Annotated in this window: 15 protein-coding genes; 13 read left to right on the plus strand and 2 right to left on the minus strand. The window is 67.7% G+C overall.

The window, feature by feature from the left end:
• The first annotated feature begins 362 nt into the window (after window positions 1–362).
• The 4 genes from ACWPXK_RS20465 (at window position 363) to ACWPXK_RS20480 (ending at window position 5941) form a co-directional block, all read left to right on the plus strand.
• The gene (locus tag ACWPXK_RS20465; RefSeq protein ID WP_454197759.1) at window positions 363–2441 is read left to right on the plus strand and encodes a beta-hydroxydecanoyl-ACP dehydratase; all 2079 of its coding nucleotides are present in this window, start codon (window positions 363–365) and stop codon (window positions 2439–2441) included.
• Window positions 2441–2824 (plus strand): hypothetical protein, encoded by a 384-nt coding sequence (locus tag ACWPXK_RS20470; RefSeq protein WP_454197760.1) that lies wholly within the window; start codon window positions 2441–2443, stop codon window positions 2822–2824. The genes ACWPXK_RS20465 and ACWPXK_RS20470 overlap by 1 nt, the downstream gene beginning before the upstream one ends.
• Entirely contained in the window at window positions 2821–4389 is a 1569-nt protein-coding gene (locus ACWPXK_RS20475; RefSeq protein WP_454197761.1) for a PfaD family polyunsaturated fatty acid/polyketide biosynthesis protein, read from the plus strand. The genes ACWPXK_RS20470 and ACWPXK_RS20475 overlap by 4 nt, the downstream gene beginning before the upstream one ends.
• A 364-nt stretch (window positions 4390–4753) precedes the next feature.
• On the plus strand, window positions 4754–5941 hold the full coding sequence (locus tag ACWPXK_RS20480; protein WP_454197762.1) for a fatty acid desaturase family protein: 1188 nt from the start codon (window positions 4754–4756) through the stop codon (window positions 5939–5941).
• Between the two features lie 307 nt (window positions 5942–6248).
• Here ACWPXK_RS20480 and ACWPXK_RS20485 read toward each other — a convergent pair whose 3' ends face one another.
• The gene (locus tag ACWPXK_RS20485) at window positions 6249–6374 is read right to left on the minus strand and encodes a hypothetical protein (protein ID WP_454197763.1); all 126 of its coding nucleotides are present in this window, start codon (window positions 6372–6374) and stop codon (window positions 6249–6251) included.
• 118 nt (window positions 6375–6492) lie between these two features.
• Between ACWPXK_RS20485 and ACWPXK_RS20490 the strand changes: the two genes are divergently transcribed.
• Window positions 6493–7257, plus strand: coding sequence for an alpha/beta hydrolase fold domain-containing protein (locus ACWPXK_RS20490; RefSeq protein WP_454197764.1), 765 nt, complete (start codon window positions 6493–6495; stop codon window positions 7255–7257).
• An 89-nt stretch (window positions 7258–7346) separates the two neighbouring features.
• On the opposite strand, the gene ACWPXK_RS20495 is transcribed toward ACWPXK_RS20490, so the two are convergent.
• The gene (locus ACWPXK_RS20495; RefSeq protein ID WP_454197765.1) at window positions 7347–7778 is read right to left on the minus strand and encodes a MarR family winged helix-turn-helix transcriptional regulator; all 432 of its coding nucleotides are present in this window, start codon (window positions 7776–7778) and stop codon (window positions 7347–7349) included.
• Window positions 7779–7910: 132 nt separating this feature from the next.
• On the opposite strand from ACWPXK_RS20495, the gene ACWPXK_RS20500 reads away from it, so the two are divergent.
• The 8 genes from ACWPXK_RS20500 to ACWPXK_RS20535 all read left to right on the plus strand — a co-directional run bounded on the left by ACWPXK_RS20500 (window position 7911) and on the right by ACWPXK_RS20535 (window position 16936).
• The gene (locus tag ACWPXK_RS20500) at window positions 7911–8999 is read left to right on the plus strand and encodes an alkene reductase (RefSeq protein ID WP_454197766.1); all 1089 of its coding nucleotides are present in this window, start codon (window positions 7911–7913) and stop codon (window positions 8997–8999) included.
• 118 nt (window positions 9000–9117) lie between these two features.
• Window positions 9118–10041, plus strand: a complete 924-nt coding sequence (locus ACWPXK_RS20505) for a zinc-binding dehydrogenase (protein WP_454197767.1) — start codon at window positions 9118–9120, stop codon at window positions 10039–10041.
• Between the two features lie 208 nt (window positions 10042–10249).
• Window positions 10250–11566: an FAD-dependent oxidoreductase gene (locus ACWPXK_RS20510; RefSeq protein WP_454197768.1), complete on the plus strand. Its 1317-nt coding sequence runs from the start codon at window positions 10250–10252 to the stop codon at window positions 11564–11566.
• Window positions 11567–11570: 4 nt separating this feature from the next.
• On the plus strand, window positions 11571–12434 hold the full coding sequence (locus ACWPXK_RS20515; RefSeq protein ID WP_454197769.1) for an alpha/beta fold hydrolase: 864 nt from the start codon (window positions 11571–11573) through the stop codon (window positions 12432–12434).
• Window positions 12431–13966 (plus strand): aspartate aminotransferase family protein, encoded by a 1536-nt coding sequence (locus ACWPXK_RS20520; protein ID WP_454197770.1) that lies wholly within the window; start codon window positions 12431–12433, stop codon window positions 13964–13966. The genes ACWPXK_RS20515 and ACWPXK_RS20520 overlap by 4 nt, the downstream gene beginning before the upstream one ends.
• A 29-nt stretch (window positions 13967–13995) precedes the next feature.
• A complete protein-coding gene (locus ACWPXK_RS20525; protein ID WP_454197771.1) occupies window positions 13996–15510 on the plus strand; it encodes an FAD-binding oxidoreductase in 1515 nt (504 codons plus the stop codon).
• A 30-nt stretch (window positions 15511–15540) separates the two neighbouring features.
• Window positions 15541–16068, plus strand: a complete 528-nt coding sequence (locus ACWPXK_RS20530) for an ester cyclase (RefSeq protein WP_454197772.1) — start codon at window positions 15541–15543, stop codon at window positions 16066–16068.
• 79 nt (window positions 16069–16147) lie between these two features.
• Entirely contained in the window at window positions 16148–16936 is a 789-nt protein-coding gene (locus ACWPXK_RS20535) for a thioesterase II family protein (protein ID WP_454197773.1), read from the plus strand.

The following is a 16936-nucleotide window of genomic DNA, read 5'->3' on the forward strand; positions in this document are numbered from 1 at the left end:
CGTTCGATCCGGTAAACGCACCGGCCGCGCCAGCGGTGGGGCAAGGAAGCGGCGAGGGTCTGCCGCCGCGTCGAGCGGGGGCCGACGGTTCGTCTCTGGGATCGGTTGGCGACGACCATTGGTCGGATTTCGGATCTGACAGTGCGACAGGCGCATACACCGAGGCGGTGCAGGAGAGCGTCGACCGGCAGCCGTCACGCCGAGCGGGTTCCGGCGGCGACGGTGCGTCTCGGGAACCCGTCGGCGGCCATCGGTCGGCCGTTTCCGGAACGCGCCGTGCAACAGCAGATCTCGCATACCCGGAGGTCGAGAGCACCGCACTTGCGTCTCCGGTGCGCGCAGAGGCCTCCGACTCGTTTGCCGTGTCCGATCGGTCGGCGGGTCCGCTCGCCGAGATCCGCTCCGGTGTCGTGGCGGCGCACCGGGCGGCACTGAGCGCGCAACTGGCGATGCAGCGGGCGGTGTGGCAGCGGGCCACACGCCGGACGACGGCGGCAGTCGAACCGAACGCGACCGAGCCCGCACGCGTCGCCGGGCTCGATTCGCCCGCCAGCGGCACCGGCCACCCTGCCGTCCACGACGAGCCAGCACACCCGCGGCCGCAGCACGGTCGCGATCACGACGGCCAGTACCTGCGGCAGTACCACCACGCACAGCAGAGCGATGACGATGCCTTTTCTGCGAGCGGCGACACGCGACCACCTCTCGAGGTGGCCGCCGCGGAATCGGCGTTCAAGCCGCGGACGGGCGATGGCGATGCCCTCGCTCCGAGTGGCGACCGGCCGGCACCCGTGGGGGTGGCCGCCGCGGAGTCGGCCTTCAAGCCGTTGGCCCGCACCGATCGCACGCGTCTGGATCGAGCCGCGCTGGCCCGCCTCACCGAAGGCGACCTGACCGGCGTCTTTGGAACCGCGTACCGGCGTCCCGGAGTCGACACGGTGGCCCGGCTCGCCGCGTCGGCGCCGCTCGCTCTGACCGAGGTCACCGAGATCGCGCTGTACGGCGAGTCGGGCAAGGGCAGCGTCACGGCACTGTTCCAGGGTGACCCGAGCGCCGCAGCGGCTCAGGCCGCGGAGGTGTTCGCCTTGTACCTCGGCATGCCGTTGGTGCTGTCGGGTAGCTCGCTCGTCGCCGAGTGTGCCGGTGCCGTCGATGGGGACGGATCCGGCACGATCACGCTGACCGTGACAGCCGTCGACCTGGTGCCGCGACCCCATGTCACGGGGACGGCGATCGTGGCGGGCACCCCGGGCGAGATCGACGTCACGGTCACGGTGACCGAATGCAAGGGCAGCGGTGTCGGCCCAGGTCAGGTCTCGGAAAGCCTGTTGCTCAACGAGTTCCACATGGCGCACCTCGCCCGGGGCGATCAGGGCATCGCCATGGGGCCGGAATTCGCCCCGTACACCGGCGTGCGGGCGACCAGGCTGCCGACCGGCGGACTGCTGCTGGTCGACCGCGTGCTCGACTTCGACGGCAGGCGCGGCCACTTGGATGCGGCGTCCTATCGCACCGAATACGACTCGCCCGCCGATTCCTGGTACTACGCGGACACCGCCAACGAGTCCATGCCGCACTTCGTCTACATGGAGACCTCGCTGCAGGCGGCGCTGCTGATGGGCTACTACGCGGGACCCACGCTCACCCAGCCGGGAACCACGCTGAGCCTGCGCAATCTCGGCGGCAGCGCCACCGTGCTGCGGCGGGTGGATCTGCGGGACAAGACGATTCACCAGTCATCCCGGCTGCTGTCGACCACCATCCTGCCCGGTTCGTCGCTGCAGACCTTCGACTACACGCTCAGCGTGGACGGCGAACCGTTCTACACGGGCGAGACGATGTTCGGCTACTTCAGCGACCGAGCCCTGGCCAACCAGACCGGCTTGGACGCGGGCCGTGCGGCGCCGAGCTGGCTGGCGGAGAATCCCGGCGCGCGGGTGCGCACCATCGACGTCGCCGCCCGGCGTGCCGACCCGAACGCCAGGCTGTGTGCGCGGCGAACGCTGGCGCTGATCGATCGCGTCGACGTGGTCGACCGCGGCGGCAGATACGAAGCCGGATACCTGCATTCGCTGCGCGAGATCGACCCGTCGGACTGGTACTTCACACGGCATTTCCACCTGGACCCGGTGATCCCGGGGTCCCTCGGAGTGGAATCGGTGATCCACGCGATCCAGGAGTGGATGATCGACGCCGGATTCGCCGACACGATCGGCGATCCGGTCTTCCGCATCCCCTCCGACATCCCATTCCGCTGGCGCTACCGCGGGCAATTCCTGCCCACCGACGGCACGGTCGAACTCGAAGCGCACATCAAGGAAGTCCGTCGCGGCCCGGACGGCGTCACCGTGATCGCCGACGGCTCGCTGTGGAAGCCGGGACTGCGCATCTACGAGCTGATCGATCTCGCGGTCGAACTCGGCGAACGGAAGGAACGGTGATGACCACGACCCCGATCAGCGTGGCTGCGGAGACTGCCGATGACGTCACGGCCGTGCTGCTGGACCCGACGCGCCCACGCCGGATCGTGCGTCACGAAGGCCGCGCGGGTGTGACTGTCGACCAGCGGACTGCGGCGCTCGCCGACGAACTGTTGGGGCCTCGCGGTCGAACCAGGCGAGCGGCGGGAGCGGTGACGACCACGTCCCGGATCAGCATGGTCGTGGAGACCGCCGACGACAATACGGCCGTGCAGCTGGGCCTGACGCGCCCATGCTGGATCGTGTGTCACGGCGGCCGGGTGGGCGTGACCCCCGACAAGCGGACAGCGGAACAACTGCTCGACCTCCCCGTCGGACGCGGCGAGCGGAGGGAACGGCGATGACCACGTCTCGCATCAGCATGGTCGCGGTAACCGCCGAGGACATCACCGCCGTCCTGCTGGACCTGACGCGGCCGTGCTGGATCGTGCGTCACGATGGCAGGGTCGGCGCGACATCCGACGAGCGGATCGCGGCACGCGCCGATGTCCTGGCGGCGGTCGCCCCGTTGCCGCCCGAACAGCTGGGCGACCGGCGTTTCGCTGCCGCCCATGGTGTGCGCGCTGCCTACGCGGCGGGCGCCATGGCCAACGGAATCGCCTCGCCCGCATTGGTTTCGGCCATGGCTCGGGCGGGATATCTCGCGTCCTACGGTGCCGCCGGCGTGCCACCCGCCGCGGTGGACGCGGCCTTGGCCAACCTGAGCGGTTCGTTGGCGGGAAGGCCGTTCGCGTGCAATCTGATCCACAGCCCCTCCGAACCGGCCCTGGAACGCGCGATCGTGGACGCGTGCCTGCGCCACCAGGTTCGCTGCGTGGAAGCGTCGGCGTTCATGGATCTCACCGGTGAGGTCGTGCGGTACCGGGCCGCGGGACTGGCCGTGGACCGTCAGGGTCGCATCGAGGTGCGAAATCGCCTCATCGCGAAAGTGTCCCGGGTCGAAGTGGCCGAGCTGTTCCTGCGTCCGGCTCCCGCGCGGTTGCTGCGCGGACTGGTCGAGTCCGGTGATATGACGCCGGAGCAGGCCCGTCTCGCCGAACAGGTTCCGATGGCCGACGACATCACCGCCGAGGCCGACTCCGGTGGGCACACCGATCGTAGGCCGCTGGTGGTGTTGCTGCCGGAGCTGATCGCGGCCAGGGACCGCCTCGCCCGCACCGTGCCCGCCGCCGCGGCGGTCCGCGTCGGCGCTGCGGGCGGCATCGGAACCCCCGCCGCCGCGGCCGCGGCCTTCGCCATGGGCGCCGCCTATGTGGTGACCGGTTCGGTGAACCAGGCGACCCGGGAGGCGGCCCAGTGCGACACCACCAAACAGCTCCTCACCCAAGCGGATTTCGCCGACTGCGTCATGTCGCCGTCCTCGGACATGTTCGAGCTCGGCGTCCAGGTGCAGGTGCTGCGCAGAGGCACCATGTTCGCCACCCGCGCCCAGCGGCTGTATGACACCTATCGCGCCTACGACGGCACCGACGACCTCCCGGCCGACCTGCGCCGCGATCTCGAGGCCACGCTGTTCCGGCGACCGCTCGAGGCCGTGTGGGCGGACTGCGTCACGTATTTCACCGAACGCGATCCGGCCCAGCTGGCCGGCGCGGAGGCGGACCCGAAACGCAAGATGGCGCTGGTGTTCCGGTGGTATCTGGGCTTGTCGTCGGGGTGGAGCATCCGCGGCGAGTCCGATCGCGTGGCCGACTATCAGATCTGGTGCGGACCCGCGATGGGCGGGTTCAACAACTGGGTGGCGGGAACCTATCTGGCGGCGCTGCGCAACCGGCATGTCGCCGATATCGCCGACCAGATGATGCTGGGCGCGGCATACCTGACCCGGGTCGCCCAGCTGCGCACCGCGGGCGTGCGGCTGCCCGCCGACTGCGCCCGGTTCGTGCCCCGGCCGAGGGAGGGACGATGACCACGCTCGAATCCGACACCGCGCCGCGGACCACGACACCGCCCTCATCGGCACCCTCACCATGGTGTCCCGCGTCGCCTCATGAAGCCGCCGCCGTCGGACGGGGTGACGGCCCGCGTCCGGCGGCGGCGCACCCTCGTACCTTTCCGCGAAAGCTCGGCCTGGCGGTTACCGCCGACGCAGCGCAATCGTCACTCAGATGTGTCGTCGGTCGGTACGTCGGTTAACCTGGCGGTGGTCTCATCGCGACATTCTGTTGTCGAGGTAGGCGAGCCTCCATGTGCTGACTTCCGGTAGCCCGCTGTGCTGGGGCACGGGGGTGGAGGACGACAGTTCGAGCCCGGAGACCGACAACGACAACAGGATGCGTAGGCAACCCGTGGTAATCGAAAGAAGTACCGGCCGGGTGGTGCCGAAATCCGCCGCCACAACGAGCGCGCTCGTAACGTTGGAGCACATCGATCCAGGCGCACCGGGAGCGGGGCAACTTGCCTCGTCGCCGACCGTGCAGACCGGGGGAGACGGACCGGCGCGTGGCAGCGAGTACGCGGTCTTGCTGCGCCGGGTGCGGCAGGCGGGGCTGCTGGATCGACGGTTGCGGTATTACGTCTGGAAGAGCGCGGTCACCGCGGTTGCGTTCGCTGCCGGGTGGGCGGCGTTCTTCTTCGTCGGCGACTCGTGGTGGCAACTGGGCGTCGCCGTGTTCTTGGCGGTGGTGTTCGCTCAGATCGCCTTCCTCGGTCATGATGCCGGGCACAGACAGATCTTCGGCAGTCGGCGGGCCAACTATCTGTTCGGTGTGATCGCGGGCAATCTCGGTATCGGGCTGAGCATCGGCTGGTGGGTCAGCAACCACAACCGGCACCACGCCCACCCCAACACCGAGGGTGCGGACCCCGACGTGATGGGAGTGCTGGCCCATTCCGGCGATCGAGCGCGGGCGGGCAAGGGTTTCCGGCGGCTGATTTTCCGCTACCAAGCCTGGCTGTTCTTTCCGATGCTGTTGCTCGAGGCAGGCAGTCTGCACTACGCGAGTGTTCGGGCGGTGCTGCGCTGGGCGATACCGAACCGCATCTGGGAGGCCGTCCTGCTGGCCGCGCACGCCGCCGGGTATCTCGCCGCGGTATTCCTGGTCCTGTCACCGGGCAAAGCGGTGGCCTTCATCGTCGTGCAGCAGGGCCTGTTCGGGTTCTACATGGGCTGCACCTTCGCCCCCAACCACAAGGGGATGGAAGTACTGGCCGAAGGCCAATCGACAGACTTCCTACGCCGTCAAGTGCTCACATCTCGGAACGTCCGCGGCAGTTGGCTCGTCGACACAGCCCTGGGCGGTCTGAATTACCAGATCGAGCACCACCTGTTCCCGTCCATGCCGCGGGCCAACCTGCGCCGAGCCCAGCCGATGGTCGAAGAGTTCTGCCTCGAGCTCCAGGTGCCCTACAGCCAGACCAGCCTCCTGGACTCCTACCGCCAAGCACTCGGCCACCTCCACACCGTCGGCAAACTCGCGCGACCACTACCTCCCGCTGTAGCCGCCGGTCGAAGCAACTGAGTTTCATCCGCCTGCCCACGCACGTCAGTGCCTCTTACCGTCGCGCTATGACACTGCGCCCCATCGCGCCTGCCGGTCTCCGGTCCGCAGCGACGAGATCTGGACTTTCAGTGCAGCCGAGCTGGTCAGCCTGCGGTATCGGTGCAGGTCGGCCCCGGTAGGTCTGCAGGATGGGGGAGACCCCAAGCGTCGAATCGGTCGACACTGCGCCCCGCTCGACTGGACGCGAGACCGAGTGCGGCTGCATGCCCCCAAAACCGCGGTACCGGTACGCTCATTTTCTCCGCGGTAGGTGTCGCCGTGCTGGCTATTGGAACCATGACTGGTTGCGCCGTTCGTTGAGCTCGATCAGTTCCTCCTCGCTGAGCTCGTCATCCCCGACACGCGCGTCGACGGAGAGGGCAACGAGGTGAAAGACTCCCAAGACAATCACGCCGATGCCTTCCGTCCTCACCCGAGGATGCCGCCGTGTAGATCGCCGAAAAACGCGAGCTCATCACCGATCCCGAGTTCCGCGCCCTGCTGCTCGAACGGTCGTATATCCTGCCCGTGTGGGGGTGTACGAACAGGTCACATATTCGATCATCCGTGGGTATCGGCCGCTGCTGCTGGACCTGTATCTGCCCGAAGGCGTGGATCGCCCACCCATCGTGGTGTGGATCCACGGGGGCAGCTTCTATTCGGGAGATCGGCGGTGGCTACATCGGACGTTTCCGGACAACTCGGTGTTCACCGGGCTGGTCGATGCTGGCATCGCCTGCGCGTCGATCGACTATCGGCTCAGCAAGGAGGCGATCTGGCCCGCCCAGGGCGAGGACGTCGCGGCCGCGATCGAGTTTCTGCGGGCGCATGCCGACGAGTACGGCTTCGATGCGGAGCGCCTGGGGACTTGGGGTGATTCGGCCGGCGGCCATCTGGCCTTGATGGCGGCGTTCACGCGGAAGGACGTCGCGGCGGTGGTGGCGTGGTACCCGGTGACCGACATCGTCGACATGGACGGCGCGGGCGGCGAGCTGCCGTACTCGCCCTGGCTGGGCGGCTGGCCATCGGACATGCTGGAACGCTGCGCGCAGGCGAGCCCGATCACGCATGTCCGTCCGGACGCTCCGCCCTGTCTGCTCCTCCACGGCGAGCTGGACACTGTCGTGCCAGCGCGCCAGAGCGAGCATCTCTACACCCGTCTGGCCGAGGCGGGCGCCGAAGTGGTCTACCGGAGTATTCCCGGCGCGGAACACGGGTTCGACGGCCATCCGGACGTGGCAGGCTTGGTCGCGGAATCGATCGAATACCTCTGGGCCGCACTGGTTTCCGAGTGAAGCGCTCTACCTACCGAGCTGCGGCGGCGTACCGGTCCTGTTCGCTCTATGCAGGTAGGCAACGGTTTTCGTGTTCCCGGTGGATATCGCTACTCGGGAGCGGTGAGGGCTTTGCGGAGTAGCTCGGTCAGTTGGTGTTGTTCGTCGGGGGTGAGGTTGGCGCCGGCGCGGCGGGGGAAGTCGAAGGATTCTTCGAAGGCGGCGTTGACGGCGTCGCCTTCGGCGGTGCGCTGGATTTGCCGGAAGCGGCGGTCCTCGGGGTTGGTTTGGCGCTGCACCAGCGAGCGGCCCTCCAGGCGGGTGACGATCTGGGTGATGTTGGAGGCGTCGCAGCCGAGTTCTTCGGCGAGCTCGCCCATCCCCCTGGGGGTGCCGACCCTGCCGAGTACGCACGCGTGGGCCATGCTCATCGCGTGTTCGCGGGCCGCGTCCTCGAAGGCGTGGTTGTAGGCGTCCACGAACTCGAACATCACCTGCTCGAGGTCGGTGGATGTGCTCACGGGGCCTGCCGGTACTGCCATATCGGAATTCTAGGCCAACTTTGCCGTAGATACTTGATCCACTAAAGCGATCTGTGACACGATGATGCTTGATTCGATAAAGTATTCGCGGCGGGCCACCGCGCGCGACTCTGACAAGCTAAGGAGTACATGGTGAGCACCCTGTTCGAGCCGGTGTCGATCGGCAAATTGCAGCTCCCGAGCCGACTGGTGATGGCTCCGATGACCCGGAACCGGGCCACCCTGCAGGGCCTGGTCACCGACCTCACCGCCGAGTACTACGCCCAGCGGGCGAGCGCGGGCCTGATCATCAGCGAGAGCATCCAGCCCAGCGTGATCGGACAAGGCTACTTCCTGACCCCGGGGCTGCACAACGCCGAGCAGACCAACGCGTGGCGCCAGGTCACCGACGCCGTGCACAAGGCGGGCGGCCGAATCATCGCACAGCTCACCCACTGTGGCCGCATCGGGCACCCCGCCCTCTACCCGGATGGCGCGCTTCCGGTCGCCCCGTCCGCCGTGGTGTCCGGCGAGCAGCTGTTCACACCCGACGGGATGATCGATCACCCCGAGCCCCGGGAAATGACCACCGAGGACATCGCCACCACGATCGCCGACTTCACCGCCGCGGCGCGCAATGCCATCGCGGCCGGGTTCGACGGTGTCGAGCTGCACGGCGCGAACGGCTATCTGCTGCACCAGTTCTTGGCCGACAACACCAACCTGCGCACCGACTCCTACGGCGGATCGGTGGCCAACCGCATCCGGTTCGTCCTCGAGGTCGTGGCCGCGGTGTCCGAGGCCATCGGTGCCGATCGCGTCGGCATCCGGCTCTCGCCCGGCAACCCGTTCAACCACATCGAAGAGGCCGACCCGGCGCCGCTGTACGTCGAACTGCTGACGCAGTTGGCCGAACAGGGCATCGCCTATGTGCACATCGTCGAAGGCGGCGACCGCGAGCTGACCACGAAGCTGCGCGCCGCTTGGCCCGGTGCGCTCATCCTCAACCCGCACCGCACCCCGGAGGCTTTCCCCGCGACCGTCGAAGCGGCCGAGGAGGCGCTGGAATCCGGTGTCACGGACGCGGTCTCGCTCGCCACCCTGTGGCTGGCGAACCCGGATCTCGACGCCCGGATCAAGGCGGGCGGGCCGTACAACACCGCCGACCAGGCGACCTTCTACGGCGGCGACCGCACCGGTTACACCGACTACCCGACTCTCGACAAGGTCACTTCGGCCTGATATCCGCGATGACCGCTCCGATGCCGGTCCCGGGCTCCGGGCGACGTCGGGGCGGTCTCGGCGCGCCCGCACACATCCGCCGGCGCTCCTTGCGCCGGCCTACGGAGGAACGCAGGAGATGAAGGCACTCGTACACGACAGGGTCAGTCCGCACATGCTGCGGATGGGAGACGCGCAGGAGCCCGTTCCCGGGCCGTCCGAAGCGCTCGTCGAGGTAGTTTCGTTCTCGTTCAATTTCGGGGAGGTCGCTTTCCGGGTACCCGATCTACCCGACGGGACCATCCCCGGCTGGGATGCCGCGGGCATCATCGTCACCCCCGCGGCGGACGGATCCGGACCACCCGCGGGCACCCGGGTGGTCACGTTCGGCTGGTCCGGTGCCTGGGCGGAACGGCGCGCGGTCGACACCGCGCAACTCGCCGTGGTGCCCGGCGGGCTCGATCTGGGTGCTACCGCGGCACTCCCGGTGGCCGGGGTCACCGCGCTGCAGGCGGTTCGGCAACTCGGGTCCATCGTCGGGCGTCGTGTGCTGATCACCGGGGCGTCCGGTGGTGTCGGCAGGTACGCCGTGCAACTCGCGCACCACGCCGGTGCGGAGGTCATTGCCTCGGTGGGCAGTTCGGAACGGGGGGTCGGTCTCGCCGAACTCGGAGCCGCCGAAGTGGTGATCGGGCCCGAAGCGATGCGTGGCCGGGCCTTCGGGGTGATCGACAACGTCGGCGGGAAGCAATTGGCCGACGCCTATCTGCGGCTCGAACCGGGTGGCACCGTGGTGGCCGTCGGCAAGGCCTCGCGGGAATCGACCACCATCGACTTCGAGGAAGCCCGCATCCGGGTCGACCGGGGGCGCATCGAGACCTTCAATATCGCCACTCCCTTGGGCGGCGACCTCGAGCAGCTCGTCCGGTTTGCCGAGCGGGACGAACTCGACCTGTCGATCGGCTGGCGCGGCGACTGGGCAGACTATCGCGGCGCCGTCGAGGCGCTGTTGCACCGCAAAGTGCGTGGCAAGGCCGTCCTCGATATCCGCCAATCGGTCTGAACGCTCCCGGCATCCGCCACGGGGCGGCGCGAATCGTGCGACGCGCCGCCCCGCTGCGGCTGGAAAACTGCTCCGACCTGCACGAATGAAGTCCAGTGTCCCGACGATGAGCGGTCGATGAGGACGCTCTCGATACGGTCGCCCCGTGGCTGGTCGCGGATGGGCGAGGAGCCACTGGCACGAGCTGTACTAACAGAGGAGACAGGCCATGACCAGCCGCGCAGAGAGCCGCGCTGTCGTACTGGGGGGCGGGCTCGCCGGGTTGTTCGCCACCCGCGTGCTCGCGGACCGGTACGAGCGGGTAACCCTCGTCGACCGAGACCACCTCACCGGCCCGAACCTCCTGCGGCGTGGCCTGCCGCAGGGGCACCACCTGCACGGCCTGCTCTCCCGCGGCCAGCAGATCGCCGAAGAACTCTTCCCGGGAGTCACCGACCAGATGGTCGCCGACGGTGCGGCCATCGGTGACGCGTCCGGCGACGTGCGTTGGATCATCAACGGCAAACGCCTGGTGCAGGTGGACTCCGGTCTGATCTGCCTCACCGCGAGCCGGCCGTTCTTCGAAGCCCACATTCGCGAGCGCGTGCTGGCCCTGCCCAATGTGGACTTGGTCGAACAGGCGGACATCAGCCGGCTCGAGGTGGTCGACAACGGCAAGCGAATCGCCGGTATCTGGGTGTTCCCGGAGAACTCGCACGAGACCCTGCTGCCCGCCGACCTCGTGCTCGACGCCTCGGGCCGTGGCTCCCGGGCGGCGGTGTGGCTCGACGACCTCGAGTACGGGCGGGTCGAAGAAGAGAAGCACAAGATCGGCATGGGGTACGCCACGCGGTACTACCGCATCCCGGACGAGGCGTTCGGCGGCGACATCTCGATCAACACCGTGGCCTCGGCGGGCATACCGCGCGGATGCATCTGCCAGAAGATCGACGGCAACCGCGCCATCGTGACGGCCTACGGCATCCTCGGCGACCACCCGCCCACCGACCCGGAGGGGTACCTCGCTTTCATCAAAACCCTTGCCGCGCCGGACATCTACGAAACGCTGCAGCACGCCGAACCGCTGAACGACCCGGTGGCCTACAAGTTCCCCACCAACCTGCGCAGGCACTACCAGCGCATGACCGCCTTCCCGGCCGGATTCCTGGTCATCGGCGACGCGGTGGCAAGCTTCAATCCCAGCTACGCGCAAGGCATGACCGTCGCGGCAATGGGCTCCATGGTGCTGCGCAAGCACGTGCAGGCCGGGGGCGAGATCGATCCGCTGGCCTACTTCCGTGACCTCGCCGCCGAGGCCATCGACGGATGCTGGGATATGGCGGTCGGCGCCGACCTGAGCTTCCCCGAGGTCCAGGGCGAGCGGACCCCGGAGATCCTGGCGGCACACGCATTCATCGCCCAAGTCCAGGACGCGGCCAGCCGCGACGGCGACGTGTCGCGGGCGTACCAGCGTGTCATCGGTCTGGCCGACCACCCGAGCGTGCTGCACGAGCCGCACCTCGAAGCCAAGATCATGGCGGGGTGACCCGATGTCGCTGGAACGAATTCGCCTGGGCGAGTTTACCTTCGACGTCGATGTCGAAGGACCCGCCGACGGCCCTGCGGTACTGCTGTTGCACGGCTTCCCACACAGCCGGTCGTCCTGGGTCGATGTCGCGCCGATCCTGCACGAGGCCGGGCTGCGCACCATCGCCCCGGACCAGCGTGGCTACTCCGACGATGCCCGCCCGACGCGGGTGAGCGACTACGCGCTGCCGCTGCTGGCCGGTGACGCGCTGGGGATCCTGGACGCGCTGGAAGTCGAGTCCGCCCACGTGGTCGGCCACGACTGGGGCGCGGCGGTGGCCTGGTACCTGGGCGCGCGCCACGCCGACCGGGTGCACAGTGTGGTCGCGCTGGCGATTCCGCATCTGGACGCGTACCAGCACGCGTACCGGGTCGACGCCGAGCAGCAGCACAGTTCCCAGTACGTGGAATTCCTCATGTCCGAGGGCGCGACGGCGCAGTTCCTCGCCGACGATTCCGCTCAGCTGTGGGCGTGGTTCGCGCAGGCGGGGGAGGGGGTGCTCACCCCGGAGCAGGTGCGCCGGTACGTGACCAAGCACAGCGAGCCTGGCGTGCTCGACGCGGCGCTGAACTGGTATCGCGCCAACAACCTGCTCGGTGAGCCGTTCGGATTCGGCCCGGTGCCGGTACCGACGACGTTCGTGTGGAGCGTCACCGACACGGCCGTGAGCAAGCTCGCGGTCACGAAGACCGCCGAATACGTCACCGGACCGTATCGGCTGGTGACGCTGGAGAAGACGTCGCACTGGCAGCCGCAGCAGGCGCCGGAAACCGTGGCGGCGGAAATCGTGAACCTGGTTCGGCTCGAGGAGGTCGAGAACCGATGACAACGGTCGGAACCGAGCAGGAATACGCCGAACCCTACCTGCGTGGGGTGCTGGCCACGGCCGGGCTCGATGTCGAATACACGCGGGGCGAGGCGAACACGCTCTACTATCACCGCGACGGACAGGAAGTCGGGGTGCTCGACTTCGTCGGCGGATACGGCTCGACCCTGCTCGGGCACTCCAACCCCGAACTCATCGACTACGCCAGGGAACTGCTGGCCGGGCAGACGCCGATCCACGCCCAGTTCTCCCGCCACCCCTACGCTAATCGGGTTGCGGCCCAACTGAACCGAATCATTCAACGGGAACTGGACTCCGACGAGTCGTATTACGCGATCTTCGCCAACAGCGGCGCCGAAGCCATCGAAGCGGCGATGAAACACGCTGAGCTGGAACGATTCGCGCGGGTCGCCGAGTTGCGCGCCGAGATCGAGGCGAATGTCGCCGCCGCGCGCGCGTCGGTCGACAGCGGTGCGGTGCGGGAAGAGCGCATCGACGCGCTCGTGGCCGAAGTGAACGAGCACAACCAGGCGGTGTTCGACAGCACACCGCTGTTCCTCACCCCGGTCGGCTCGTTCCACGGCAAGCTCGCCGGCAGTGTCCAGCTCACCTACAACCCGATCTATCGGGCGGTGTTCTCGGCGTTGGCTGCCCAGGCGCGGTTCGTTCCCGTGGACGAACCCGGTGCGATCGACGAGGTGGTCGCATCCGAGCGCCGCGACCTGCACGACCTTCAGGTCGAGGGTGATCGGCTGCGGGTGGTCCATCGGCCGTTCCCGGTGTTCTGTGCGGTGGTGCTCGAACCGATCCTCGGCGAGGGCGGAATTCACGAACTGCCGTCCGACTTCGCCAAAGACGTGGCCCGAGTCGCGGCCGACCTGGGCATCCCGGTCGTCATCGACGAGATCCAGAGCGGAATGGGGCGCACCGGCGCGTTCCTGTCGAGCACCCACCTGGGCTTGCGCGGCGACTACTACGCCATGGCCAAGAGCCTCGGCGGCGGGATCGCCAAGGCCGCGGTCATGCTGGTGCGCGAGTCGCGTTACCAGCGCGATTTCGAGATGATGCACAGCTCGACTTTCGCCAAGGACAGCTTCTCGTGCCTGCTCGCCGAAAAGGTGCTGGCGATGCTCGAGGCGAATGACGGCGAGGTGTACCGCCTGGCCGCCCAGCGCGGTACCGAACTGCTCACCGCGCTGCGCTCGTTGCAGGCGGAATTCCCGACCGTGCTCGCCGATGTGCGTGGACGGGGCCTGATGGCCGGACTGGAATTCGTGGGCCAGGCCGACTCCTCGTCCGAAGTGCTGCGGGAGCTCGACGGAAGTGGCTTCTTCGGCTACTACGTGTCCGGTTTCCTGTTGCGCGAGCACAACATTCGCACATTTCCTACCTCCAGCGCGGTGTACACACTGCGTTTCGAGCCGTCGGTCTACATCGATGCGGCCGATATCGAGAAGCTCATCACGGCCCTGCGGGACGTGTGCCGCGAGATCCGGGACGCGGGTGGACATCGTTTGGCGGCGATCGCCTGACCAACAAGCAGCGGACAGAAGGAGAAGCAATGATCGAAACCTTCGATGTCGAGCGGGTAACGCCGGAGGACCCGAGATACGGCGTGCTCGGCGCGAGCTTCAACGGCCGGTGGGTGGGCGCACCGGATTACGTGCTGCTGCCCAAGACGGCCGATGAAGCCGTCGAGTCGGTGCAGCACGTGCTCGACCGCGGCGTGCGGTTCTCGCTGCACAGCAGTGGCGCCTGCTACGAGGATCTGATCGCCAACCCCGAGAACAAGGTCATCATCAGCACCTCGCAGATGACATCGGTGGACTACGACCCGGAGCGGTCGGCCTTCGCCGTTGGGCCGGGCATCACCACCGCCGATCTGTACCGGAAGCTGTACGAAGGGTGGCAGGTCACGGTCCCCGCCGGCGTCGGGCCGCCGGTCGCCCTGGGCGGGCAGCTGACCAACGCCGGATACGGCGCGTTGTCGCGGCAGCTCGGACACCTCGTCGACTACCTGGAGGCCGTCGAAGTGGTGGTCGCCGACGCGGACGGTCGTGCGCGCAAGGTGGTGGCGACCCGCCGGGCCGACGACCCGCACCGGGATCTGTGGTGGGCGCACACCGGCGGCGGTGGCGGCACCTATGGGCTGGTCACCAAGTTCTGGCTGCGGTCGCCCGGCGCCGAGGGCAGTGACCCGGCGAACCAGTTGCCTGCTGCGCCGAGGGAATTGATCGTTTCCGAGGTCGCCTTCTCGTGGGACCAGCTGAGCGAGGAGTCGTTCGGCACGCTGCTGGGCAACTTCACCGCCTGGCACGAGCGTCATTCCGGACTCGACTCGCCGTATCTGAATCTGTTCAGCGCGCTCAAGCCCCGGCACATCTCCGCCGGTGAGTTCCTGATGTCCTCGCAGATCGACGCGGCGACCCCGAATGCCGAGCAGCTGCTCGACGATTTCCTCGCCGCGGTCACCGACGGCACCGGCCTGACCTATCGCGTCGATGTGCGGCAGCGAGTCGACTGGCTCGCGCACGTGACCGCATGGGCCGGACTCGGTGGCGACGGCTGGGAAGGCAAGGGACGGTTCAAGGGCAAGTCGGCGTATCTGCGCACCGCCATGCCCGCCGATCAGGTGGGGGCGATGTATCGCCACCTCACCGACCCGGACTACGACAACCCCGCAACCCTGGTGGAGATCGCCGGATACGGTGGCCGGGTCAACAGCGTCAGTTCCACGGACACCGCTGTGCCGCAACGTGATTCGGTGATCAAGATGCTGTACGTGGTGATGTGGGCCACGGCGGAGGAGGACGCGGCCCACCTGGCCTGGATCCGCCGTTGGTACCGCGACGTGTACGCCTCGACCGGCGGTGTTCCCGGCCTCGGCGGAGCCAACGACGGTGCGGTGCTCAACTACACCGACGCCGATCCGCTCGACCCGGCGCTCAACGGTTCGTCGATCCCGTGGCATCAGCTGTATTTCGGCAGCGCCTACCCGCGGCTGCAGCAGATCAAGGCGAAGTGGGACCCGGCGAATCACTTCACCCACGCCCTGGCCGTGCGCGGCTCGGACTGACGAACTACCCGATCGACCTGGAGGCATCCGATGACATCGCTCGAGAAGATCGAGTACTTCGACCACCGTTACCACCGTGCACGCGCCGAACTGGGCGGCTCGCTGCCCGCCGCCGAGCAGATCGGCGACCTGATGGGCCGCTGGTACCAGGCGGTGAATTCCGCTGACATCGACACGCAACTGTCGATGTGCACCGAGGACATCCTCGTGGAGGACCCGGCCATGTTCGGCCGGTTCAGCAAGGGACACGAGGATTTTCGCCGTTTCGCCGAGATTACCTACACCGCGTTTCCCGATATGCGATTCGAGGCGACCGCCGCGCCACTGATCGCCTTGGACGGCAACCGCATCGTCATTCCGTGGCGGGGGTCCGGCACCCTCTCCGGTGGCATCTCGGGCTGGCCGCCGGAGCACCCCGAGCCGCCGGTCGCGGCAACCGGCCGCCGGTTCGATATGGAAGGCATGGATACCTACGAATTCCGTGACGGCAAGATCTGCTGGTGGCGCATCAGCTACGACAACTTCGAGATGTCCAAGCAGCTCGGGCTGATGTCCTGATGGTTCCCGCCGGACGCCGCGTGGGTGAACTCGCGCGGCGCCCGGCGCGGAATCCGATCGAGCAGAGCAAGGGATTCGCATGGCGGACAACCTTCGATTCGAAACACCGGCACGGCCGGATCAACGCAAATGGATCCGCCAGTTCGGTCCAGCCCCCGACGCCCCGGATCGGCTGGTGTGTTTTCCGTATGCCGGCGGATCCGCGACCTATTTCCATCGTTTGATGCACGCGCTGGCACCGGAAATCGACGCGGTCGCCGTGCAATACCCGGGACGGCAGGAACGCCGCACCGAAACCGTCATCGACGATATCGGCGAACTCGCCGATCACATTGCTTCGGCGGTAATTCCGTGGATCGATCGGCCCACGGCATTCTTCGGGCACAGCATGGGCGCGATCCTCGCGTTCGAAGTGGCGGCCCGATTGGAAGCTGCCGGTGTCGAGCTCACCGAGCTGTTCGTCTCGGGGCGGCGCGGGCCCGGTACCAGCCGGAACGAGACGACCTACCTGGCCGGTGACGAGGAACTGCTGGCCGACGTCGCCCGCCTCGGCGGGACCGAATCGACTGCGCTGACCGACCCCGACATCGCGGCGATGATACTGCCCGCCCTCCGCGGCGACTACCGCGCGATCGAACGCTATCGGTGGGCGGGTGGCCCGAGATTGCGATGTGGCATAACAGCTTTCACCGGAGAGGCCGATCCCAAGGCATCCGTCGAGGAAGTCTCGGAGTGGCGGTCGCACACGAGCGGCACGTTCGAGATGCGGCAGTTCCCGGGTGGGCACTTCTTCGTCAATCAGCACGCCGATGCGATCACGGCCGCGATCCGAGAGCGGGTCACCGGCCGTCCGGCGCGGACTCGATAA

The sequence above is a fragment of the Nocardia sp. Marseille-Q1738 genome, assembly GCF_965283145.1.